This window comes from Bradyrhizobium sp. 4, assembly GCF_023100905.1.
In the GTDB taxonomy this organism is placed as follows: domain Bacteria; phylum Pseudomonadota; class Alphaproteobacteria; order Rhizobiales; family Xanthobacteraceae; genus Bradyrhizobium.
The window spans coordinates 1729275-1750551 of record NZ_CP064686.1 but is presented as its reverse complement, the minus strand read 5'-3'; the positions used below and the strand labels follow the sequence as shown (position 1 = coordinate 1750551).

The 21277-nt window shown below is 56.9% G+C and carries 17 protein-coding genes; 14 read left to right on the top strand and 3 right to left on the bottom strand.

Features of this window, described 5'->3' with window-relative positions; all coding sequences use genetic code 11:
- The first annotated feature begins 320 nt into the window (after positions 1–320).
- The 14 genes from IVB45_RS08030 to IVB45_RS07965 all read left to right on the top strand — a co-directional run bounded on the left by IVB45_RS08030 (position 321) and on the right by IVB45_RS07965 (position 17082).
- Complete coding sequence (locus tag IVB45_RS08030) at positions 321–1481, top strand: glycosyltransferase (protein WP_247357137.1); 1161 nt, start codon at positions 321–323, stop codon at positions 1479–1481.
- Positions 1481–3019, top strand: coding sequence for an oligosaccharide flippase family protein (locus IVB45_RS08025; protein ID WP_247357138.1), 1539 nt, complete (start codon positions 1481–1483; stop codon positions 3017–3019). The genes IVB45_RS08030 and IVB45_RS08025 overlap by 1 nt, the downstream gene beginning before the upstream one ends.
- Positions 3016–4488, top strand: a complete 1473-nt coding sequence (locus IVB45_RS08020; RefSeq protein WP_247357139.1) for a PQQ-binding-like beta-propeller repeat protein — start codon at positions 3016–3018, stop codon at positions 4486–4488. Before IVB45_RS08025 ends, IVB45_RS08020 begins: the two co-directional genes overlap by 4 nt.
- The gene (locus tag IVB45_RS08015; RefSeq protein WP_247357140.1) at positions 4485–5777 is read left to right on the top strand and encodes a hypothetical protein; all 1293 of its coding nucleotides are present in this window, start codon (positions 4485–4487) and stop codon (positions 5775–5777) included. The genes IVB45_RS08020 and IVB45_RS08015 overlap by 4 nt, the downstream gene beginning before the upstream one ends.
- Positions 5778–6959 carry a glycosyltransferase family 4 protein gene (locus IVB45_RS08010; RefSeq protein ID WP_247357141.1) on the top strand — a complete coding sequence of 394 codons (1182 nt, stop codon included), beginning with the start codon at positions 5778–5780 and terminating at the stop codon, positions 6957–6959. It abuts the gene before it with no gap.
- The gene (locus IVB45_RS08005) at positions 6956–7792 is read left to right on the top strand and encodes a glycosyltransferase family 2 protein (RefSeq protein ID WP_247357142.1); all 837 of its coding nucleotides are present in this window, start codon (positions 6956–6958) and stop codon (positions 7790–7792) included. The genes IVB45_RS08010 and IVB45_RS08005 overlap by 4 nt, the downstream gene beginning before the upstream one ends.
- On the top strand, positions 7789–8442 hold the full coding sequence (locus IVB45_RS08000; protein ID WP_247357143.1) for a methyltransferase domain-containing protein: 654 nt from the start codon (positions 7789–7791) through the stop codon (positions 8440–8442). The genes IVB45_RS08005 and IVB45_RS08000 overlap by 4 nt, the downstream gene beginning before the upstream one ends.
- Positions 8443–8567: 125 nt before the next feature.
- Entirely contained in the window at positions 8568–9599 is a 1032-nt protein-coding gene (locus IVB45_RS07995) for a glycosyltransferase (protein ID WP_247357144.1), read from the top strand.
- Positions 9575–10723: an acyltransferase gene (locus IVB45_RS07990; RefSeq protein WP_256469476.1), complete on the top strand. Its 1149-nt coding sequence runs from the start codon at positions 9575–9577 to the stop codon at positions 10721–10723. The genes IVB45_RS07995 and IVB45_RS07990 overlap by 25 nt, the downstream gene beginning before the upstream one ends.
- Positions 10723–12102 (top strand): hypothetical protein, encoded by a 1380-nt coding sequence (locus IVB45_RS07985; protein WP_247357146.1) that lies wholly within the window; start codon positions 10723–10725, stop codon positions 12100–12102. The genes IVB45_RS07990 and IVB45_RS07985 overlap by 1 nt, the downstream gene beginning before the upstream one ends.
- Positions 12080–13216, top strand: coding sequence for a glycosyltransferase family 1 protein (locus tag IVB45_RS07980; RefSeq protein ID WP_247357147.1), 1137 nt, complete (start codon positions 12080–12082; stop codon positions 13214–13216). Before IVB45_RS07985 ends, IVB45_RS07980 begins: the two co-directional genes overlap by 23 nt.
- A complete protein-coding gene (locus IVB45_RS07975) occupies positions 13209–14486 on the top strand; it encodes a glycosyltransferase family 4 protein (protein WP_247357148.1) in 1278 nt (425 codons plus the stop codon). The genes IVB45_RS07980 and IVB45_RS07975 overlap by 8 nt, the downstream gene beginning before the upstream one ends.
- A gap of 44 nt (positions 14487–14530) precedes the next feature.
- Positions 14531–15616 carry an acyltransferase gene (locus tag IVB45_RS07970; protein WP_247357149.1) on the top strand — a complete coding sequence of 362 codons (1086 nt, stop codon included), beginning with the start codon at positions 14531–14533 and terminating at the stop codon, positions 15614–15616.
- On the top strand, positions 15613–17082 hold the full coding sequence (locus IVB45_RS07965; RefSeq protein ID WP_247357150.1) for a right-handed parallel beta-helix repeat-containing protein: 1470 nt from the start codon (positions 15613–15615) through the stop codon (positions 17080–17082). The genes IVB45_RS07970 and IVB45_RS07965 overlap by 4 nt, the downstream gene beginning before the upstream one ends.
- A gap of 524 nt (positions 17083–17606) precedes the next feature.
- On the opposite strand, the gene IVB45_RS07960 is transcribed toward IVB45_RS07965, so the two are convergent.
- From IVB45_RS07960 to IVB45_RS07950, 3 genes are all read right to left on the bottom strand, one after another.
- Positions 17607–18017 (bottom strand): hypothetical protein, encoded by a 411-nt coding sequence (locus IVB45_RS07960; protein WP_247357151.1) that lies wholly within the window; start codon positions 18015–18017, stop codon positions 17607–17609.
- Positions 18005–18478, bottom strand: coding sequence for a hypothetical protein (locus IVB45_RS07955; protein ID WP_247357152.1), 474 nt, complete (start codon positions 18476–18478; stop codon positions 18005–18007). Before IVB45_RS07955 ends, IVB45_RS07960 begins: the two co-directional genes overlap by 13 nt.
- A gap of 297 nt (positions 18479–18775) precedes the next feature.
- The gene (locus tag IVB45_RS07950) at positions 18776–21031 is read right to left on the bottom strand and encodes a polysaccharide biosynthesis tyrosine autokinase (protein WP_247357153.1); all 2256 of its coding nucleotides are present in this window, start codon (positions 21029–21031) and stop codon (positions 18776–18778) included.
- Positions 21032–21277: the final 246 nt, after the last annotated feature.

Genomic DNA, 21277 nt, shown 5'->3' with positions numbered 1-21277 from the left:
TGAGGGACGAACAATTCCATTCGCGCGACACTGGCTCGAAATTTGCGTCAGCCGGGAACTGAGTCAGTGACGGACCGTCGAGTACGGCGCAGCCGCTGTAACTGACATCGCAGTTGGCAAAAAGGAGAATTCTTGGGCTTCTTTAATTTGAAAGCGGCGATAAACCTTATCGCGAACCTCACGCCGGGGGCAGCTCCCAGCTCGGTCTAGCTCCCAAACCCCGAGGCTTGATGGGATGCCCCGGTCACACGCGCTCTCTCGGCCAGATCCGTCGAGCTCAGAACATGCATTGTAAACACGCAGATCCCCAGGATAAAACTATGAAATCGCGTCGCGCCTGCTTCGTTTGCACGCACAGTTTGACCCTTGCCACGCTCTACAAGGGACTGTTTCCATACCTCCGTAGTCAGGGCTGGGAGATCGATGTGATCGTCGGTGACCACGAATACAGCGACTTTCCCGAGGAACACTTCGGAGTATTGAAGCCCTACGTCATCCCGATGCGTCGCCTGCCATCCCCTGCAGCCGACGCTATGGGCCTGATAAGGTTCATTAGTTTCTTCACACGCAATCGATATGACGTGATCCACATTTCGACACCGAAAGCCTCTCTGCTGGCCTCCATCGCCGCAGCGGCAACTTTCAACGGTCGCGTCATGTTCGTCTATCGTCGCTGTGTTTACGAGCTTATGAGTGGCCTAAAGCGGACAATTTACGTTAACGTCGATCGCCTCATCTCACGGTTCTCGATAGCTGTCGTGCCGATTTCCCGCCAGCTTGACGTCTTCTTGCGCGAAGCAAAAGTCTGCGCACCCGAGAAACTCGTGCTCCTAGGTTCTGGTTCAAGCAACGGCCTCGATACTCAGAGATTCAAGATCACACCAGGCGCTCTCGCAGCAGGGGATGCTCTCCGGCAAAATCTGGGCATTCCCGACGGCGCGCCCGTCGTTCTGTTTATTGGACGCGTCTGTGGCGAGAAAGGCGTAGATCTCCTCCCGCCGATCTTTGAGCGCGTGCGCTCAGCTCAGCCGAATGCTCATTTGGTCGTGGTCGGCCCGGACGATGAGCGCGACCCCGCCTCCGCCCACACCGTACGATACTTTGCGGAAAGCCCATTCGTGCATCGCGTCGGGTATGTCGAGAAGACCGAAGACTTCTACTCGTTATGCACGGTCTTTCTGTTTCCATCGTTCTTTGAAGGCTTTGGCAACGTACTGCTCGAGGCCGCGGGCATGGAACGCGCCTCTGTTGGCTTCCGTGTACCTGGTGTCGAAGAGGCGGTTGCCGATGGCGTGAGCGGCCTATTGGTTGAAAAAGGGGATGTCGTAGGCGCTTCCGAAGCAGTACTTCGTCTCCTCACGAACCCGGCAGAGCGGCGCGACTTCGAACTTCGCGCGCGCAAGCGAGTGGTGGAGCAATTCGATCGAATACGAGTCTGGAACGAGATTGAAACGCTAATGCAGCGCCTGGCTAGCAGTTGATGGCGACACCAACAGAACTGGAACTTTCTGCCAGTGAAGCAAGACACCGCGCAGCCCGCGGTGCCATGAGCGTGCTTGGGCGCCACGCACTGGTGCGCCTCCTCGCTTTTGTCGGTACCCTGGCGTTGGCTCGATTGATTGCGCCAGCGGAGTTCGGTCTATTTGCGGCTTCGCAATTCGTATTGACGGTACTGCAGGCAATAGCGGTTGGCGGTATTACGGCGGCACTGATCCGCCGTCGCGAAATGCTCCTGGCTGCCGACTATCGCGTGGCCCTCACGCTCCAACAGACGGCGACTGCAATCATTATCATCACGATATTGACGTCGGCGCCAAAAATCGCCACGCATTGGGAAGATTCTGCTGGCCTTACGCCGATCATTCAGGCGATGGCCCTGGCGTTGTTTCCGATATCCTTGCGATCGATTCCCTTCGCTATGCTCCAGCGCGCGCTTCGGCATGATCGGACAACGATCTGCGAAATTATCGAGTATATCGTCTATCTGGTCATAGCGATTGGCGGCGCGGCGTACGGTCTCGGTGTATGGGCATTGGTCGCCGCAACGCTGCTCCGCCACACTACCGGTGCCACCGTTGCTTACTTGCTCGTGCATAGTCGACCACGTTTCGATTTTGAATTGCCTCGAGCGTTGGAATTAATGAGATTCGCCCTTCCGCTCCAAGGGCAGATGTTGATAGATCTAGCACAACGCTCTGTAATCCCGGTCGTGATCGGTCTGTTCTTTGGCGCGGCCGCCGTTGGCATCGCGTCGATGGCCAATACGATGCTCGAAGCACTATTGCTTCAGCCGCTCGTGATGCTCGCCGGCGTACAATTTCGGCTCTTTTCCCGTATTCAAGATGACCCGCAAGCGGTCGGAGCTCTATTGGAGAGGAGTATCGCCGCTGGTGCCATGGTCTTCCTGCCGCCAGTTCTGTTTCTCGGTATAATCGCTCCCGTGCTTATGCCACATGTTCTCTCTTCTCAGTGGGCTAATGTGGGTGAGCTCATCCGCTCTTTAACCGCGGTCTCCGCGATTCAAGTTCTGGCAGTACCAACTGCCCAGGCGGCAAAGGCACTAGGCCAAACGCGAGCATTGCTAGTCGGCGGCCTTGCGGGGTTTGCGATTCAAGTCGCTCTGGTCTCGCTCTTGGCTCAGCCGCTCGGCCTCACCTCCTATCCAATCGCCGCTACAATAGGCGTGGCTGCAAATTTCGCATTCGTATTTCTTGCAGTCGGTCGCCGTGTTGGCATGAGGCCCATCAGATCTGTATTTCCAATCATCGGTGGGCTCGCCTTGACGGGAGCAATTTGGTGGACGGCGATCGCGACAATGACATCATTCCCGTTGATTGGCGCGGCCTGCCTCGCCGGCGGTTTGGTTTACTTGATTGTCGTTGTCGCTTTTAGCGGCCGGCATTTGGCTGCGTTACTTCGCTTCGCGAGCTCTACTGCTCCGTTTCGAGCACAAGGACAGATTCGTGCACTGGCCACTTGGGTTGAGGGGAAGTGCCTCATGTCAGGAGCGCAACCTTGACAGCACTGGAGATCAGCCAAAGTTGGGGGGGGCTCAAGGCGGATGCCGAAGTGCCTCTTGGAGGTGAGACGTGGTCAACACCAGCGGTAGTTCGCTGCGACGGCAGAACCCTCATTGTTGCGGTCGATCGAGCCGGTTGGATTACGGCAATTGACGGGAGAGATCGTTCGCTTATCTGGAGGCATTACCTTGGGGCGGAGATCACGGCTTCGCCGACGATATTCGACCTCGATGCGGACGGCCGCCCGGAAATCATTATTGGAACTCACGGCGGTGAACTGCTCGTCTTTCGGACGGACGGCTCCGTGCTATGGCGTCGCGACTTTCGCGACGTGATACGCGCGACTGTCGCCGTGGCCGACGTCGGCCAAACGGGATCGCCAATGCTCTTCGTCGCCATCTACGGCCCGCTCTTGATCGCACTCAAGCCGAACGGGCAAGAATGCTGGCGCCGGCGATTACCCAACCATTTGTTTGCCGGCCCGATGAAACGAGGTGTCGTCTCATCTCCTCTCCTCGCGGACGTCGACCGCGACGGGATACTGGAAGTCGTTGTTGGCATCCGGTCATCCAGAATCTTCTGCGTGGACACACGAGACGGCCGCATCAAGTGGTTTGCCAAGCTGGCCTATGACCCGGATTCGACTCCATCCTTTACGATCGACGAGAACGGGCGTCCATTAGTGATCCTTGGCGGAGGCGAGCACACCGGCGGCGAGGGGGACAACGCTATCATCGCGCTCGATGGCCGCAATGGACAACGTGTATGGACTGCTGAAGTTGGCGGCGGCGTCGACTCCAGCCCGATGCTGTTGGATCGACCTGGACGGTCGTCAGTAGCCATAGCGTGCTCCCTAGCTCGTCCGGCCGTCGTGGCGGTTGATATTTCTGATGGCCGACTTCTCTGGCGACATGAATTTGGTCCGACCTCCAACTGCGTCCACGGGACGGATCATCGATGCCGGCCCCACAGCGGGGTCTATTTCACAGAGCACGCGGTTTGTCGCAGTTACACGACGCCCCTCTTGGCAGACATCAACGGTGATGGGCGCGTTGAGGTCGTGGCAGGATCAAACAACGGCGAGCTCGTTGCGCTGGATGCCGAGACCGGGCATCAACTTTCTCGCATCTCGATGGGAGCGATGGTGCGCGGCTCACCAATCATTGCGGACCTTGATGATGACGGCTTTGGGGAACTTGTCGTGGCCGCTGGCGACGGGCTTGCGATTATCCGTACGCGACACGTGGGGCACGAAACGACGATGTTCAAAGGGCGCGCCGATCACCTTGGATCGACGATTGCGCCTCCCCCCGTGATCGGCGTTGCGCCACGGCAGCCTCCTCGCGCCATGGCGATCACGATTTTCTGGCGCCTTGTTGTCCAAGATGTGGTCCGTCACGCTATGCTGAAAGTCGACAAATACATTCTTAGACGTTTTGGCCTGCAGATCTTCAGGTACCACTATTGACCCATCCAATCTCCTCTCTCTGCGGCCAGAACCACGACTGGATCGAGCGCACTCTTGAGTTATGCGTCAATCGATACGTTGGGGCTGATGGCCTGCTGATAACTGCCCTCAGCAGCGACGGAGCGATAGTCGATCCGACTCCGCTCATCGCCGATTTCGGTGACGTACTCCCATTCCTGGCTCATTTCGGCAGGCGCGATTTCGTCGAGCGGCAGATCAAGGCGGCCCGTCCGCATCTGTCCAACTCTCTGTTTCGCAATCGAGGGCGAATCCGCCTCTTCGACAATCATGACTGGCTGCTCGGGTTGCTGGAGCTACACGAACTTACGGGAGATGCCTCGCTGCTTGCGTTAGCGCGGGATGGAGCTTTCACTCTGATTAAGACAATGTTCATCGACGACTTCCTCGTCGATGGCACGATCGAATGGCGAGACGCACGAACCTGGTTGAGACCCGCCAGTCCCTTCAATGGCGGATATATCGAACTTTGGCTGGAGCTTTACGCTGCGACGGGAGATCCCGGCTTCGTGCAAGCTTCACGCCGGCTTGCTGCGCGCTGGATCGAGACCGAAGACTTTCGCGAGACAGGCATCTTTCATCGAGTGCCCTGTTCTTATTCATCGGCTGCGTCACGTCTCGCAGGCTACGCCACCACCTCACGAGCGAGGCTGTTTAAGGACAACACCAATTTCGTTTGGGGGCTACTTTCGCTCTGGCAGGCTACGGCCGAGGAGCGTTGGCGACACGCGATTACAGACTGGCTTCGGGGATTTCGCTCTCTATTCCTTAACGAGGGCGATGTATTCCTGTGGCTTGGTCGGCAAAGAGACGGTCACGACGTGTCTCTGAAGGCGGCATTCTCAAGCATAGACCTGCTTTGTGATCTTTACCTCGGCGGCGTCCAAGAGGGAGCGCTGGAATTGGCTTTCGCTATTGCTCGACGTTGGGTAACCCATCAATGGGCGAATGGACTTTTCCCAGAGACGCCCGATGGCGAGCGAGATCACCTCGATGCCAACGTCGATATGGCAATCGCCCTTCTCAAGCTGGGGGGGGTGAGTGGCAGGTCGGATTACGTGGAGCAGGCCCGTAAGACTGCAAATGCGGTGATAAGATACCACTCATCTCCACTCGGTCTGGTTCAAGCGGTAGGCAAGGACGGTCAAGTGCGAGATTCGCGAATCATTGTTAAATATCAAGGCCTTGCTTTAAAGCTTGCGCTCGCCCCCGAAAGCCCCGCTGCCCTTCTTTCGAACCCAGCTTTGCTCAAGCTATTGCGAGACCGCTGAATGAAAATCGGATATGTAATTCACCGTTTCCCTTGGCCGTCCGAAACCTTCATCAGCCGCGAAGTTGCCGACGTGATAAAGCTTGGCTACGACGTGGAGATTTACTCGTTCGACAAGCCTGAAGGTGCTGACGCGAAACTGCTCGGCAAACAGGCACAGCATTTGATGTCGCGAACTCAATACATCTCAAAATTTGAGGCTGCGCAAGGCATCGTTGCGCGCAGTGCGCCGAACATGCTCCGAGAAGAGCGCCGGATTGCGCCAACCACCACCTCTCAAACCACCCGCCTATTGCGCGCCGGCCGCGCTGCTGCTGTTGCTCAACGTGCGCGCCAAGATGGGGTCACCCAACTTCACGCTCACTGGCCGTATGCGACGCAATGCGCGCATCTTGCAAGTTCAGTCACGGGCCTCCCCTATTCGGTCAGCATCCACGCGCACGAAGTAGCGCACGACAGTGGCCATTTTCCCGCCTGTTTCGAGCGCGTTCGATTCGCCACGTTCTGCAACCGCGCGGCGATGGAATACCTCTTGTCGCGGCTAGATCCCACCGCACGGGCAAAGTCACATCTTGTCTATCACGGCGTCGATACCGCGGCCTTCGCTGTCCAGCCTCCAGCCGCCCCTAACCCGCCGCTGCGCATCTTGTCCGCTGGGCGACTAACCGGCACCAAAGGTTTCGACCGGCTTGTGCGCGCCTGCGCCGCTGCGGTCCATCGGGGTATCGACGTGCAACTTACAATTCTTGGTCGCGGACCAGAGGAAGCGGCGATCCGTAGAATCGCATTGGAGCTGAATTTTTCAGAACGCCTGAACCTTCCAGGCTGGGTCTCTCATGAGGAAGTCACTGGCCATATGCGGGCATGTCATGTCTTTGCCCTACTCGCATCAGACGACTTCAACGATGGCCTCCCTAACGTTGTCGTCGAGGCGATGGCCTCAGGCAGACCGGTGATCGTCTCACCTCTACCCGCCGCGAGCGAAATCATCGCGAATGGGACGAGCGGCTTCATTCTATCCGCAGTTGACGACGAAGACGGCTTCATCGAAGCCCTCAAGAAATTGTCGGGCCCGGGCATGGCAACAAACATGGCAGCGGCTGCTCGCGTAACGGTCGAAGAGAAGTACGATGCGCGTTGCCATATTCGCACCCTCGCGTCTTTGTTCGAGAAGACGAAATGACCAATCAATCTTCATCACCGACGCTGGCCGTGATCGCTATTTCGCGAAACGAAATTCGCGATATCCGCTCTTTCCTGTCGAACGTATCCACCGTCGCAGATGAAGTTGTTGTTGTCGACGACGGCTCGACCGACGGGACGCTTGACGTCCTGCGAAGCGCTGAACCGAAGGTTCGGGTGCTAGAACGGCGGCTCGAACCCGAGGGAGGGTTTGCGGCCCAGCGGAATGCTGGATCGGAGCTAGCAACGGCCGACTGGCTTCTGCATATGGACATCGATGAGCGAATTTCACGTGGTCTCGCAACTGAGATCCGCTCGATCTTGCCAAGAACCAAGGCGCTCGCTTTTCGTTACCGCCGCCTCAATTTCTTTCTGCACCGGCCGTTCCGAGCGGGCGGCTGGGAATCCTGGAACAACGTCCAGTTGGCTCGCCGCGGCCGGCATCGCTTTGTGGGCTCGATACATGAACGAGTCGACGTTGATGGGGGCGAAGCAAATATCGGTCAGTTGGCCGCCGAGATGTGGCACCTCAATGATGAGAGCTTCGTCGAGCGAATCTCGAAAAATGCCGGCTATGCGCATCCGACAGCACGCGATGTCATGATGAAGGTTCGGGTTCGCTGGTGGCACCTCCTATTTGTTCCGGCTTGGCGAGCGCTGAAGGCTTGGGTGTGGGGGGGCGCGTGGCGACACGGAGAACTTGGGTTGATATTTGCTCTCTACGTCTTCTCAGGCACGTTTAATGGCTGGGCCGTGGCTTGGGATGAGCAAAATCGCATACCCCGCGAGGAACTCGAAAAGAAAATTGCAGCTGAGGACGTCGATAGGCCATGACCGCAACAAACGATTCGACATCGGCCATCCAAGTCGACGCGGAGTTCTACGGCTTTTCTGAATACGTCCATCTGCGGCGCTGGATCTCTTACTGGTATCAAATTGATGCCGTCCTCAGACATAAGCCACGCAGTGTTCTCGAGATCGGGCCAGGAAATGGCACAACCACATCAGCCCTGCGTAAGGCAGGGATTGAGGTGAAGACTTTCGACTTCGATCCGCGCCTCGAGCCCGACTATGTGGGAGATATCCGTCGATTGACGCAAGCGGTTCCACAAAAGACGCATGATCTCGTTTGCGCTTTTCAGGTGCTAGAGCACCTGCCGTTCGAAGACTTCGAACCGACGATAGCGGAACTGGCTAACGCGGCGCGTGATCACGTCGTAATTTCAGTGCCCCATTGGGGTTATCCCGTAGAAATCCGCGGCCGCCTTTTCAAGGACCGGCTGAAGTTCGCTTTCGCTCGGAAACTGACTCGGCCAAAGAGCTGGACATTTGACGGACAGCACTACTGGGAACTGGGGACCCGCGGCCACTCGGTGAACAAGGTTGCAGAAATCATCTCACGCCACATGCAAATCGAGCGGCAGTGGTTCTGTCCCGATTACAGCTATCACTATTTCTTCGAATGTTCAGTTAGGGCGCCATGAATTCGAAGCCAACGCCGCGTTTCGCTGGACTTGAGATCATCTGGCTGCAATCTCCACCTTGGCAGGGGGTGTGGACTCGGCAGAATCATTTCTGTCGCAGGTTTGCTGCCGACGGGGCACGCATATTGTACGTAGAGAACCCGATCGCCATCCGCGCGCGAATGAGCGCGGGTCAACGCCGTTCTTCAGCCCACGAAGTTGAGCCTGGCATCACAGTGATGAGCCTGCCGTTACAATTGCCGGGATCGCGGACTTCGCATCTGATTGGTGCCGTGAACGGATATCGTTTTGCGGCAGCTATACGAGCGCAGGCAAGAAAACTTGGATTCCTCGATCCCTTGGCATGGTGCCGGCTTCCGGTTTCAGTCCACACATTGGACCATCTGCGAGCGCGAGCGATCATTTACGACGTCACGGATGACTACGATTTCTATGCGACGTCTGAAAGAGAGCGCGAGCTCACGCGCCATCGCGAGCGCCGTCTTGCCGCTGGGGCGAGCCAGATCTTTACCACCACTGACGAATTGAAGAGCAAGCTCGGTACGTTCACGAGTGCCCCTATCTCGCGCGTTCCGAACGGCGCGGACGCCATGTTTTTTGATCAAGCCTCACAGGTAGATCCGCTTGCGACCGTCCCCCATCCGCGCATTGGTTTCGTGGGCCTAATTGCCACCTGGATGGACTTCGATCTGCTCACTCGGCTTGGCGCAACCTGGCCTGGCCAAATCGTGATCGTCGGCCCCGTCAAGCCAGAGGTGCAAGCGCGCTTCGCGGCAATTCCCGGCCTGGTGCGTATCGGTGGAGTGCCGCACAGCCAGGTGCCAGTCTATCTCAAAGCCTTTGATGTCTGTATTCAACCGCACATGATCAACGAACTGCGTCACCGTTCTGATCCTCTTAAGGTGATCGAGTATCTGGCGGCCGGCCGCCCGGTGGTGTCGGTTGCTCTGCGATCGCTGGAGACAATGCGAGCGGTGATAGATCTTGCATCGAACGCGGATGAATTCCTGGATTTGGTACGGCAGCGCATTCTCGACCCGCGTCACGACCTGGTCGAAATGCGACGTGACGTGGCAGCTACTCGCAATTGGGATACCCTCTACACTACGGTAGCCGGTCGGATCCAAAACTTATGGCAAAACGCGGGCTCGCAGTGACCCCAAAAAATAAGACTGGCAGCAGCCGGCCGTCACTTCGCGGGATCCAGACGCTCCGGTTTCTCGCGGCAGCCATGGTTCTGATCGGCCATCTTCAGGATGCCCTGCGCCGGGGGCGGATAGCTGACCTGACTCCTCTCCCCGACCCAACCGGACTTCCTTGGCACGCAGGCGTCGACATCTTCTTCGTCATTTCTGGCTTCGTCATGTTCCTAGTTGCTGCCGACGACTTCGGCCGTCAGGGTGCATCGCTCGAATTCTTGCGACGCCGAATTATCCGGGTTGTCCCCCTATATTGGACCTTCACGCTTTTGGCCGTCGTCGCGGCCCTTTTGCTTACGGGACATGTTCGGCACGATGAGGTCTCCGTCACGCATGTCCTCGCTTCATTATTCTTTGTACCTTGGCGATCGCCCGGCGGAGAGCTCGTCCCGCCGCTTTCCGTGGGCTGGACCTTAAACTTTGAGATGCTCTTCTACGCCGTCTTTACAATTGGTCTCCTTTTCCGTCGCATGATCGGACTCACAGTCGTTGTGCTGATACTCTTGGGATTGATGTTCGTACGTACCGTTGCGCCTGGGCAGATTGGTGTCCAACTAGACTTTTGGGGCTTCCGTATCACCCTTGAATTTCTTTATGGAATATTCGTCGCTCATCTCTTCTTGGCGGAGATTCGACTTTCGAACCCTGCTCGACTCTTCGTCATGGTGGCGGCCTTCGTCGCGCTCGCTGTTGGAAACCAGGCCGCACTCAACGCATTTCAAGATCGCTGGTTCTACTGGGGTGTTCCGGCCGCAATGATCGTGGCCGCGACGGTCTTAGGCGACGACCTCCCCGACAGACCCTGGAGCCGTTTCCTCGTCGTATGCGGTGACGGGTCTTACGCACTCTACCTTTCGCATCTATTTACCTTGCGAGCAGTGGGCATCCTTTGGGCAAAGCTTAACATCGGCATCACAAGCGCCTACTTCGCACTTGCTGTCACAGCTTCCATAGCCGTGTCGCTGGTGGTTCACCGGGGCTTTGAAGTACCAATGCTTCAGCTCTTACGTCGATGGTCGGCCCCAGCGCGGACAAGCTCAACGAGCCTCAGCGTTTCCCCCGTCCGTCCCGGAGAACGATAGTGAAGTCGCTCCCTGTATTTCTCGCGGTTGTGGCCTTCCTTCTTTGGGCGCGGGCGACCCGGACTTCTTGGTTGTTCTTTGGCTGGGGTTTCCTCGTCACCGGGCTTCCGCTCTTGCGCGGTCTCATCGGACCGATCCCGATCTATCTGTTCGATGTTGCCGTATGCCTTGTATGGTCAGTTGTTCTTCTTCGCCCCGGCGAGCCTGCTTGGCCGCAGAATTCTCCTCCGTGGATGCCTCTGTTCCTCGCAATCTTGACCATCTTTGGCACTCTCCTGCCTATGTTCACGTACGGTGTGTATCCCGAGATGATCTGGAATCTGGGCCACACTGGTCTTGCCATGACAACAATTGTACTTGGCGCCTTCATGATGCGAGGTGCGACTGACGCCGAACGCAACGGTCTTCGCCTTGGAATCGTGGCCGGCCTATTTCTGTTGGCCATCATCGCGATCCTACAGAAATCGAGCGCTGGGTCGAACGCTGTTCTTGTTCGCCTTTTCTATGGCGACGAAGTCGGAGGTGACGACAGCTACAGTGTAATCGCCGCCGAAGCCCTGAGCGCTCTAGGTCGAGTTTCGGGTCCGTTCGGCTCCCCAAATACGTTCGGCATCGTTGCCCTGATGGCAGCGCTGAACTATTGGTTGATTACGACCGTGGACCGGCGGAAAAGTCTGCTGAATATTATGGTGTTCGGATCGTTAGTCGCCATTATCATCGCTAGTGGATCTCGCCAGGCTATCTTGGCGGCGGGCTTGATAGGGCTTGGCTACGCCATGACGACCTCGCCAACAAAGATGCTCCCCAGTCTTGTTTTGGGAGGCGGCCTGATCGGCACCGTTCTCCTGTTCGTCGACGCAAGCGCACTCCTCGAACGGCTTGGGCGCCTCTCGCAAGGAACCGACGAAGCCAATGTTAGCGCCCGCGTAGCCGAGGGTCCCCAGCGCTTCTGGGAGATGCTCGCATGGGATCCTTCCTTATTGTTTACCGGTGTTGGCCTCGAGATTCAGAAGCTTGCTCGCTACAATATTGCAATCTCGTCTGAGATTCTCGATGGGTTCGTCTCAAACGGGTATCTGCTGTACATCTACTTCTTTGGCCTCTTTGGTTTCCTTGTCATGACGGCCTTCTGGATTTGGGTCGCTTACCGAGGACTTGTCGCACCGCGATCTGTTCGACATATCACCACCGGCGGCGGCATCGCCCTTATCTTCATTATCTTTGCGGACAACCACGCCGTTCTCGCCGAAGAGCTGCTGAACCAGATCATGATATTTGCCGGCTTCACAACCGCACTGACAGCACACGCTGCATCGGGCTTGAAGACTGGATCTCCTATAGTGCGAGTACCTCTCAATGCGCGTCGCTCTTCTCACTGACACTTTCGCCCGGCGAACGAGGTTCGGGCTCAGTCGTTACTCTCACGAGATTTATGGTGGTCTCACGCGCCAAGGTGTTAGCACGATCCCGGTTTCCTCCGTGTCCGATTTCGGCGGAGATCCTCCGGACTGGCTGATCGCAAGCGGCTTTCGCCGCCTGCCATTGAGTCGGCGCGTCCTTGCCACACTTTGGGCGTCAGGCTCTCCGGCACCTCAACTTGAACGATGGCTCGGCAAGGTCGACATAGTTCACTCGTTGGACGTCGACTATCCCGTAAGGACAAAACGGCCGTGGGTGGTAACTTACCATGATCTCGGCGTACTCACTCATCCCGAATACTTCGGTAAAGCCCGCGCTTGGCTCCTTAAAGCGCAGATTGCAGCAGCTGTGCGACGAGCCGCGGCCATTATTTGCGTTTCTCAGGCGACGGCGGATGAGTTTCTTTCTCTCGGAGGCCGGCCGGCCGCCAACCGGGTTCATGTGATCGAGGAAGGAGTTGGAGAGGAGTTTTTTGCTGCACCAAGTACGAAGGCGATCGCTGCCCTACCGCAAGAATTAAGTGAACGTCCCTTTTTTTTATTCACTGGTTCGATTAGCCCGCGCAAGAATCTAGCACGCGTGGTCACTGCGTTCGCGAGCATTATTGGGCGCATTCCTCATCAGCTTGTCCTAACCGGCGCTCGCGGCTGGGATTCGGCAGACGAACTGAAGGTGATCACGACAAGCGGGGTCGCGGATCGTATCGTCGAGCTGGGGTATGTTTCGGAGGACGTGCTGAAATCGCTCTACGCAAGGGCGGCCGGTTTTCTCTACCCCTCTCTCTATGAGGGATTCGGCCTTCCCATTCTCGAAGCCATGGCGGCTGGATGTCCCGTCATAACATCCAACATCCCGCCGATGACCGAAGTCGGTGGCGGCGCGGCAATCTATGTCGATCCCTGTCGCGCCAGCGATATAGCGGACGCAATGTTACTGCTTGCGGACAACGAGCGAGAGTGGCAACTCCGTCGGCTCACTGGCCGCAGTCAAGCTGGCCAGTTTAGCTGGGATTCTTGCGTGCAACGCACCGCCAGACTGTACGCTGACGTAATGCAGGGACAAGTCGATGGTTAGGGCTGACGCTCTTGAAATTGTGGTCGTTAACGATCGCGGGTTTCCCGGGGGTGGCGCATCGAAGGTCGCTCTGAAATCGGCCGTTGGATTGGCCAAACTTGGACACAGGGTTAGCGTCTTCGCCGCTATGGGCCCGGTGGCGCCGGAGCTCACTGAGGCAGGTGTCGATGTCCGCATCCTGGGGCAAGAAGACCTCGCTGGCGGCGGCCGCTTGCAGATGGCGGCGCAAGGCCTTTGGAACGTGCACGCCGCCAAGGAACTCGCTCACCTTCTTGCCGGGAAGCGAAAGGGGCGCACGGTCGTTCACGTCCACAGTTGGTCAAAGGCGCTTTCGGCCAGCATTTTTGCTGCCTCTGCCCACTCGGGGCATCCCGTCGTGGCAACACTGCACGATTATGGCTTTGTTTGTCCGAACGCAGCTCTACATGATTTTCCTGAAGGCTCCGCCTGCCGCCGGGTGCCGATGTCGGCCTCCTGCATTACGCGCAACTGCGACGCGCGAGCCTATGGACATAAGCTTTGGCGGGTCTCTCGACAGATTGCGCTGAAGAATTTTGCTAAAGCAGAAGATGCTATTTCTGCCGCTATTTGCGTCACGGATTACTCCCGAAGCATAATGCGCCCGCTCCTTCCAGCGCGGATTGAGATGGTGGTGGTCCCTAATCCGATCGATGTGCTCGATCTCGGGCCGGCAACGCCAGAGACCTCGAGAAATTTCACCTATATCGGTCGTTTCTCCCGTGAGAAGGGCGTATTGATCGCAGCAGAGGCTGCCCAACTTGCAGGCGTACCGTTAACCCTAGTTGGTGACGGTGAGCTGCGTAGCCACGTAGTAAGTATTGCGCCAACCGCAATCGTCACGGGCTGGCTTCCGGCAGAGCAGGTTGCTGCCGCAATTCGCGCGAGTCGGGCCGTCATCGTCCCATCATTATGGCGCGAAACCCAAGGCATGGTGGTACCCGAGGCCCTCAGTGCGGGCGTACCCGTCATTGCCGCAACCGTTACCGCTCCTGCAGCAGCTATCCTGCCCGGCGTGGACGGTTTGTTGTTCGAAAACGGAAACGCCGGAGCATTGGCCGATGCACTTAAGCGCCTCGCGACGGATGATTCACTGGTGAGAGCGCTCGGCTTGGCCGCTTATCAACGTTACTGGGCGGCTCCTGCGACTTCTGATCGCCATCTCAGCGAGCTCGAGGCATTGTATAAGCGGACAATCGCCAAAACTGGCCGGCTCGGTCAATCCGAGACAGCACCGTCTAGCACTTTTTGACCGATGCCGCGGTGCCAGAGCGAGAGCTGCAAGCTCGGAAGGAAATGATCCTGACCTCGAAATCAAGAGCCTCAATCGAGACACTACAGATTGGCCGAGCATTCGCCGCCATCGCGGTCGTCCTGTATCACACAGAGGTAACGCTCGGGCTCGATAAGTATATTGGCCGCGAGATTTTCCCGATCTTTCGTTCGGGCGACTCAGGCGTTTTCTATTTCTTTGCTCTCAGCGGATTCGTCATGGTCACGGCTCATGGTGATGATTTCGGCCGGCAGGACGTAGTACTTCCGTTCCTATGGAAGCGATTTCGGCGTCTCTATCCGACCCTCTGGGTCGTACTGATCACGCAGCTTCTGTTGTTTGCCATTTTGCCGCAGGAGCGTATTCCAATGGCCGAGCTTCCCTGGACCACGCTAAAGGATTTTCTTATTTTGCCGTGGCACGGCCCATCGCTTCTTCCCGTCGAATGGACCCTGCGCCATGAGGTCTTGTTCTATCTCGTGTTTGCTTGCGCTCTCGCCGCGCCTCAAGCGACATGGCTTATCGCTGTGGCTCTTCTCTCAGCCATTGCGACAGGGTTGATCTTTACGATTCCGGAGCCGATTGACCGGCTCTTCTCCGGTTACAACTTGCTCTTTGGTTTCGGCATCGTTGCAGCTATCCTCTATCGGCGAGGCGCTTTCGTGTCCCCCGTTTGGCTGCTACTCATCGGCTTCCTCATCTTCTTCGCGACATGGATCGCCCTCGCACTGGGGCAATACAGCAAAAACATCGTGTCAATTTGGACATATGGCGCAGGCGCGGCATTGATCATCGGAGCAGCGGCGACGATCGAGCGCCAGCGGGAGTTGCGCGCGCCATCGATAGCGCTGATTCTTGGCGACGCCTCGTATTCAATCTATCTGGTTCATTACCCTATCGTGGTTTTAACCTCTAAGGTCATTTGTCGGATGCACCCGAATTCAACGTTTGAAGATGCAGCTGCCTTCGTCGCCGTTGCAATTCTGGCGACCGCAGCAGGCTTAGTCTTCCATCTTGGGATCGAAAAACCGCTTCTCAAGTTCTTGCCGCAACGCGTCAGGTCTCCCGTCCAGCCGGCGAGTGCAGGTGTCCGGAGTAGGAGCACATGAGCTGTTTGCTCAACATTGGACCACGACAACTCGTTGTTGTCCTTGCATTCGTCAACTTGGGTTTGATTGGCCCGGCGCGTTCCGAAGCAAACGCGCCTACCGATCGACCAGTCTTCAACGTACGCACATTCGGTGCCCGCGCTGACGGCACAACTGACGACACAGCAGCCATTCAAACCGCCGTGGATAGAGCGAGCGAAGTCTCGGGAACAGTCCGGATTCCAGCGGGACGCTACCTCGTGGGCTCAATCGAGCTCCCCTCTCATGTTGATATTGAGGGCGACGGCGAGACTTCACAGCTATTGCTACGAGCGCAACCCCTCGCGAAGACCGGGGCCGAGTCGCGCTCGCCGATCCGGCCGGGCCATATGTTTGTGCCGAAGGACATGGCCACAGTTGCATCCGTTGAAGGCGTGCGGATTGCGCATCTGTTTCTGCGTGGCAATAGTCGCGAGCAGAACGCCGGCGGCCCCATGCCGCTCTCGGGTGCGATGCACGGCATAGCCATCCTCGGAGGCAAAAACTGGATCGTCAGCGAGGTGCGAGTCGAGGACTTCGATGGCGACGGGATCTACCTTGGGGCCAATCTGGTCTATCCCGGCGCTCGGGATATAGGGAACGGCAAGCTCGGTTGGCCGAACGGCGCCGCGCCGGAGTCACGGCCGCTGGCTGCCGGAAATATCATTGAGAAAAGCGTGGTGCGCGGAAATCTGCGCAACGGAATGATGATATCCCACGGTGACCGAAACGTGCTCCGCCACAACCTGTTCGAGAGAAATCAGGCGGGCATCGTCTGCACTCCACCTGCCGGACCTGACCGACGCTGCACCCGCCCTGACGAGCATCCAAAATTCGCTCCGGCCGTCTATGAATCGGCCGAGTTAGACCTCGAGCCCAATCGTATCAAGGTGCTCAATGGTGAAACGGTATCATGGGAGCGGGTCACGAATACTCTTATCGAAGGCAACACCTTCCGCGCCGGTCCCCGTTTCGCAATACAGATCGTCAAGGGTACAGCGGATATTTCCGGTAACCGCATCGTCCACAACACTTTTGACGACAATTTGGGTGGTGGCATTGTCGTCCATGCCGAAGGTGCGAGGCAGACCACCATCAAGGACAACGACTTCACTTGGAGCGACGCGGCGCATCAGCCATTTGTCGTGCGCATCCATGCAGGAGATGGCAATAAGGTGGTTGGCAACCGATTCCGGGGGCCTCTCCCCACAAGTGGACGCGTGATCCTGCTCGAATCCTTTTCCCGGTGGCGCACAGTGCGGTGCGCCGTATTGGTCGACAACCTTGTTGATGTGCCGACGAATGCTAACGTCCCTCTTATCGTCCTGGATCGCGCGGTGGTCGACAGCGTGGTGGCGGGCAATCGCTTTCCCAGCGGTGGACGCCTCGAGGCAGCGCCGGAATCATTGATCTATCCGGACACAATCTCAAGATGCCAAACTGAGTAATTCCAATCACTTGTCACGTCATTGGTGGCGAGCGACTTTTCGTGCGTAAGCTTGCGGAAGGTCGCCTACCGCTGTTGCTCGGTAGTATGTGTGAGTGGAGAAGCTTAATGACCTGCCGAAGCATTCGGTCTGTTGCTATCGCCTTCGCGACCATCGTCGGCACCGCGCAGCTTTGCGCAGCGACTTGCGTCTACCACCCCGAGAATGTCTTTCAGCTAGCCTCTGACACGGTGTATTGGAGCTTTGTCGTGAACTCAGATGCCGAATGTGTGCAGGGTCTTCGCGCGCGGACGATGCTACTACACGAGGTGAGCGTTGCGGAGCCCCCGCGAGCTGGCAGCTTGACCATATCGGGCCCGTCTTTCCGCTATCGTGCGCCGGTGCGCGCGGGCACTGATACATTCAAATTAGAGGTCGTAGGCGAGAACCTGCGCGTTCGAGGCAAGTCCGTGATCGTGGTGCACGTACTCATCCAGTAACTGCAACGGTGGTCCAGCAGACCACAAAGCCGCCAGAGAACGTGTCTATTTTTGGGTGATGGTGTACCTAAAATTCGAAACCTTTCGCATGGTCCCCAGGATCGTATCGACTCTCTTGTATGCCTGGACGTCCAGTGCATTGCACGAATCTGAATTTAAATAGCAGATCTTCACCTTGATGCTCCGCGGACAGTTGTTCTTCACACTGACCACGTGATCGAGCACGTCGCGGTCGATTGTGTGCGCACGGGCCGCGGCTTCGATGTCCAAACACGGCTTACCCGCTGCATTGCGAATGACGGCGGAACCGGAATTCTCCGCCGGACCTTGCATTGTTATACGAGGTCCTGTGGTTTGTGCTGCGATTTCGGCTGGAAGCAGCGTACAGGCGAGAGCAATGCCAATACGAATATAGGCCGTAGCCAGGTGTCTGAGGAGCCAGTTCATCGCCGCCACGACCTTTCGTCGATCTGAACGCCAGGTACTTGAGCGTCCAGCCCCTCGCTGACTAGGCGTCGCGCAAACTCCTCCTTCGCCCCAACATCGACGGATGCAAGACTTGCCAACAGCAGGTCGCGATGCGCCCAGCCCATCCCCTTGAGATTGTCCAAAGCTTCCTCGACAAAGCCACTGTCGGCCATCTCAGAGAACTCCGCCACGACGTTTCGCTGCATGTCAGAATCCAGTGTTTGAAAGATGGCAAGTGCCAAGCGGTTTCGTCCTAGCGAGATCCACCCCTCATGCGGCCCAGCAATATAGGAGCGGCGAAGAAAGATGATATCCCGTTCATCAAAGCCATAGCGTGCCGTCCGAACCGAGTAGAGGGCCGTCCAGAGAAATGAGTCAGCAGGGGTGGAACTCAGCGATGATCTCACGTTATTTTCGACTGCGGCGAACGTGCCGTCAACGTCGTCCATGCTGCCGCGCCTCAACGTCTCTTCGGCGAGTCGAAGACCGATAACGGCCTCTGCACGAGGGACGTCCGGATGCAGAACGATTGAATGAGCCGCGTCCTCGAGCTGCGATGCCAATCGAGCCAAGGTATCGATTCGGAATCGGTAATTTGAGGCAAAGAGGGGGGCTATATCCTTGACCGGCGCAATCGAGCTAAACGTCGGGATGGTTAGCCAAGACCAGAGTGCGGCAGACGCGCCAAAACAAACCAGCAACAGACGTCCAAACGTGCCCATGACAATGCGAAGGCAACGCCTCCCCTACTCTACGTATCCGTAGCGAGCGTAATACTTCTGATAGTAGTAGCGCCCATGGTAAGACTCATAGCGAGCCAGCAACTTTGTGTCAGCCTTGTTCAACACCACACCCAGAAGCTTCTCCTGGATCTCTGGGGCATTGCGCAAATTGTGCTGGACCACGTCGATCTTTGTTTTACCCCATTCGACAACAAAGACGTAGGAGTCAATGAAAGGAGAAGTGACTCGCACATCAACGACGGGCGCCATCGGCGGCAAGTCTACGACAACATAGTCGAACTTGGAGCGCAGAAGGCTCATGAGCTCATACATTGCCTTCGAAGCAAGAACTTCGTTGGTGTGAAGCAGTTTGGATGTCGATCCGGCCGGGAGGATCGACAATTGAGTCGCGGAATCGATACTCACGGCATCTTCAAGCCGGGCCTTCTGCCCAATGAGATCGACCAGCCCTATCTTACTTTCCGGTAGAAGGGCTCGCGAAAGCGACGGATTCCGGAGGTCCGCATCGACCAATATGACGCGCATTCCGCTGTGCGCCATAAGCTTGGCAAGATTCGTCGATACCGTGCTCTTACCTTCGTTGGGAAGGGTGGAGGTTACTGCTAACACGCGATTTTCGCGCACGATCGAGTTCAGGTCGACTGCAACCTTGACCGAGCGTATCGCCTCGGAAAACCTTGATAGCGGGTGATCAACAACATACCGCAGCATGTCAGGCTGCGGAGTCTCGGCGCTGATGATATTTCTGAAAGGATTGCGGAAGCTAGCGGCCCCTGCATGGCTACCCAGTATAGGGAGTATTGCGATGCAATTTGCTCCAAGCACGTTCTCGACCTGCGCGGTAGTCCTGAACACTCGGTCAGCGAATTCCCTTGCTACAGCCGCACCAACACTAATGAACATCCCTCCCAACAGGGCCAAAAGAAGCACAATCGGGCTCTTAGGGTAGCTTTTGCCGAGAGGGGTCGTCGCCGCGCTGATCACCCGCGCCTCGGTGATCGGGAACGACTGTTGCTGCACCGATTCCATGTAGCGCTGCAGGAAACTATCGTACATCGCCTGATAGGACTGAGCGTTGCTTTCCAGCTCACGGAGCTCGATCTGCGCCCTGCTCGTAAGTTGCGACTCCGAGATGGCATTGTTTAGACTGGTTTTGATGCTCTCTTCACGAGTGACAGCAATATCGTGATCGCTCTTGTAGGATTCCTGAATGCGCTTCAGCTCGTCCGTGATGTTCTTCTTAATTTCAGCCATCTGCCTGCGGACGTTCACGGCAGCGAGGTGATCCGAACCATACTTCGTCGACCAGATCGATTCCTTCGAGGCTAGATCGACGTACTGCGCACGCAGTTTGACTATGGTTTCGTTCTTCAGCGCGTCGGCAACGTTAGCGTCGGGGATCTCTTGTTTGAGAATATCGTTGAGGCGATCGAGCCGGGCTCTAGCCTCAGCAGTTGCCGCGTGAGCCATCACTAGCTGACTGTTGACCTCCATGAGCTGCTGTTCATTTATCAGCCGACCTCCGGTATCAACAATGTTGTTGGCGGTCTTGAAATCCACTACAGCCTTCTGAGCCGTGGAGGCCTGAGTGCGCAATTCCTTGATCCGATCTTGCAACCAGATGCTGGCGCGCCGTGTCGCCTGATATTTCGCCTCAAGCTGGTCAACGATATAAGCGTCTGCAACAGCGTTTGCGATGCGGCCAGCCTTGACCGGATCACGGGAAGTGAACGCAATTTGCATCACGTACGTTTGCCCAAGCCGCTTAATGTCGAGGTTGGTCTCGAAGTACAGCAGCGCCTTTCTCGTCCGAGTAAATTCGGATTCGGGCGTCGCTGTCGAGGAGAGCCCTGGTATCGAATTGAACAGTCGACCGAAGAAGCCGGCGCCGGTGAACTCAGGATCATCAACCAAGCGGAGATCACGTATTACCGCCAGACCAATGTTTTCCGATTTAAGTATTTCGAGCTGGGTTTGGACCGTCGCAGAGTCAATCGCGATGTCTCCAAGTACAGACTGTTGTTGAAACAACTGCACTTTGCGCGTGTCGATAACCATCGAGGTCATCGACGTAAATCTCGGAGTAGCCGTGAAAAGATACAACAACGCAAGGATCACGCATGCGGACGTAATCGCTAGCATCGTTGGAAACTGCCGTCGAACGATGTCGAGGTAGGCAGGCAAGCCTTGCAAGGGAGAGCTATCGATCTCGAGGGCCTGTCGGTTGATTTCCGAGGTCGGCTTGTTCACCTGCAACATCTAGCAATTCCTGAAAATGGATCGATCTGTGTTCTTGGAATCAATGTTGGCCAAAGCCTGGTTGCATCCGGAGCAAACCGGATGCCAAAGCCCGCGTTGCTCGCAACACTAACACAACCCGCCTGCAAATGAACGCGCGCGATGCAGCGCCAAGCGGGTCTCGCCCGACATTTTGCACGAAGGCTTAACGGGTGAAACGCAAAACGGCGCGATGAAGCGCCGCTTTAACTAGATCGCGAATAAGGC

Excerpts from the sequence above, each read along its gene's own strand:
- IVB45_RS08025 (WP_247357138.1), top strand. The coding sequence starts at position 1,481 with ATGGCGACACCAACAGAACTGGAACTTTCTGCCAGTGAAGCAAGACAC.
- IVB45_RS08005 (WP_247357142.1), top strand. The coding sequence starts at position 6,956 with ATGACCAATCAATCTTCATCACCGACGCTGGCCGTGATCGCTATTTCG.
- IVB45_RS08030 (WP_247357137.1), top strand. The coding sequence starts at position 321 with ATGAAATCGCGTCGCGCCTGCTTCGTTTGCACGCACAGTTTGACCCTT.
- IVB45_RS07975 (WP_247357148.1), top strand. The coding sequence starts at position 13,209 with ATGGTTAGGGCTGACGCTCTTGAAATTGTGGTCGTTAACGATCGCGGG.
- IVB45_RS07965 (WP_247357150.1), top strand. The coding sequence starts at position 15,613 with ATGAGCTGTTTGCTCAACATTGGACCACGACAACTCGTTGTTGTCCTT.
- IVB45_RS08010 (WP_247357141.1), top strand. The coding sequence starts at position 5,778 with ATGAAAATCGGATATGTAATTCACCGTTTCCCTTGGCCGTCCGAAACC.
- IVB45_RS07980 (WP_247357147.1), top strand. The coding sequence starts at position 12,080 with ATGCGCGTCGCTCTTCTCACTGACACTTTCGCCCGGCGAACGAGGTTC.
- IVB45_RS07990 (WP_256469476.1), top strand. The coding sequence starts at position 9,575 with ATGGCAAAACGCGGGCTCGCAGTGACCCCAAAAAATAAGACTGGCAGC.
- IVB45_RS08000 (WP_247357143.1), top strand. The coding sequence starts at position 7,789 with ATGACCGCAACAAACGATTCGACATCGGCCATCCAAGTCGACGCGGAG.
- IVB45_RS07970 (WP_247357149.1), top strand. The coding sequence starts at position 14,531 with ATGATCCTGACCTCGAAATCAAGAGCCTCAATCGAGACACTACAGATT.
- IVB45_RS07955 (WP_247357152.1), bottom strand. The coding sequence starts at position 18,478 with ATGGACGACGTTGACGGCACGTTCGCCGCAGTCGAAAATAACGTGAGA.
- IVB45_RS07950 (WP_247357153.1), bottom strand. The coding sequence starts at position 21,031 with ATGTTGCAGGTGAACAAGCCGACCTCGGAAATCAACCGACAGGCCCTC.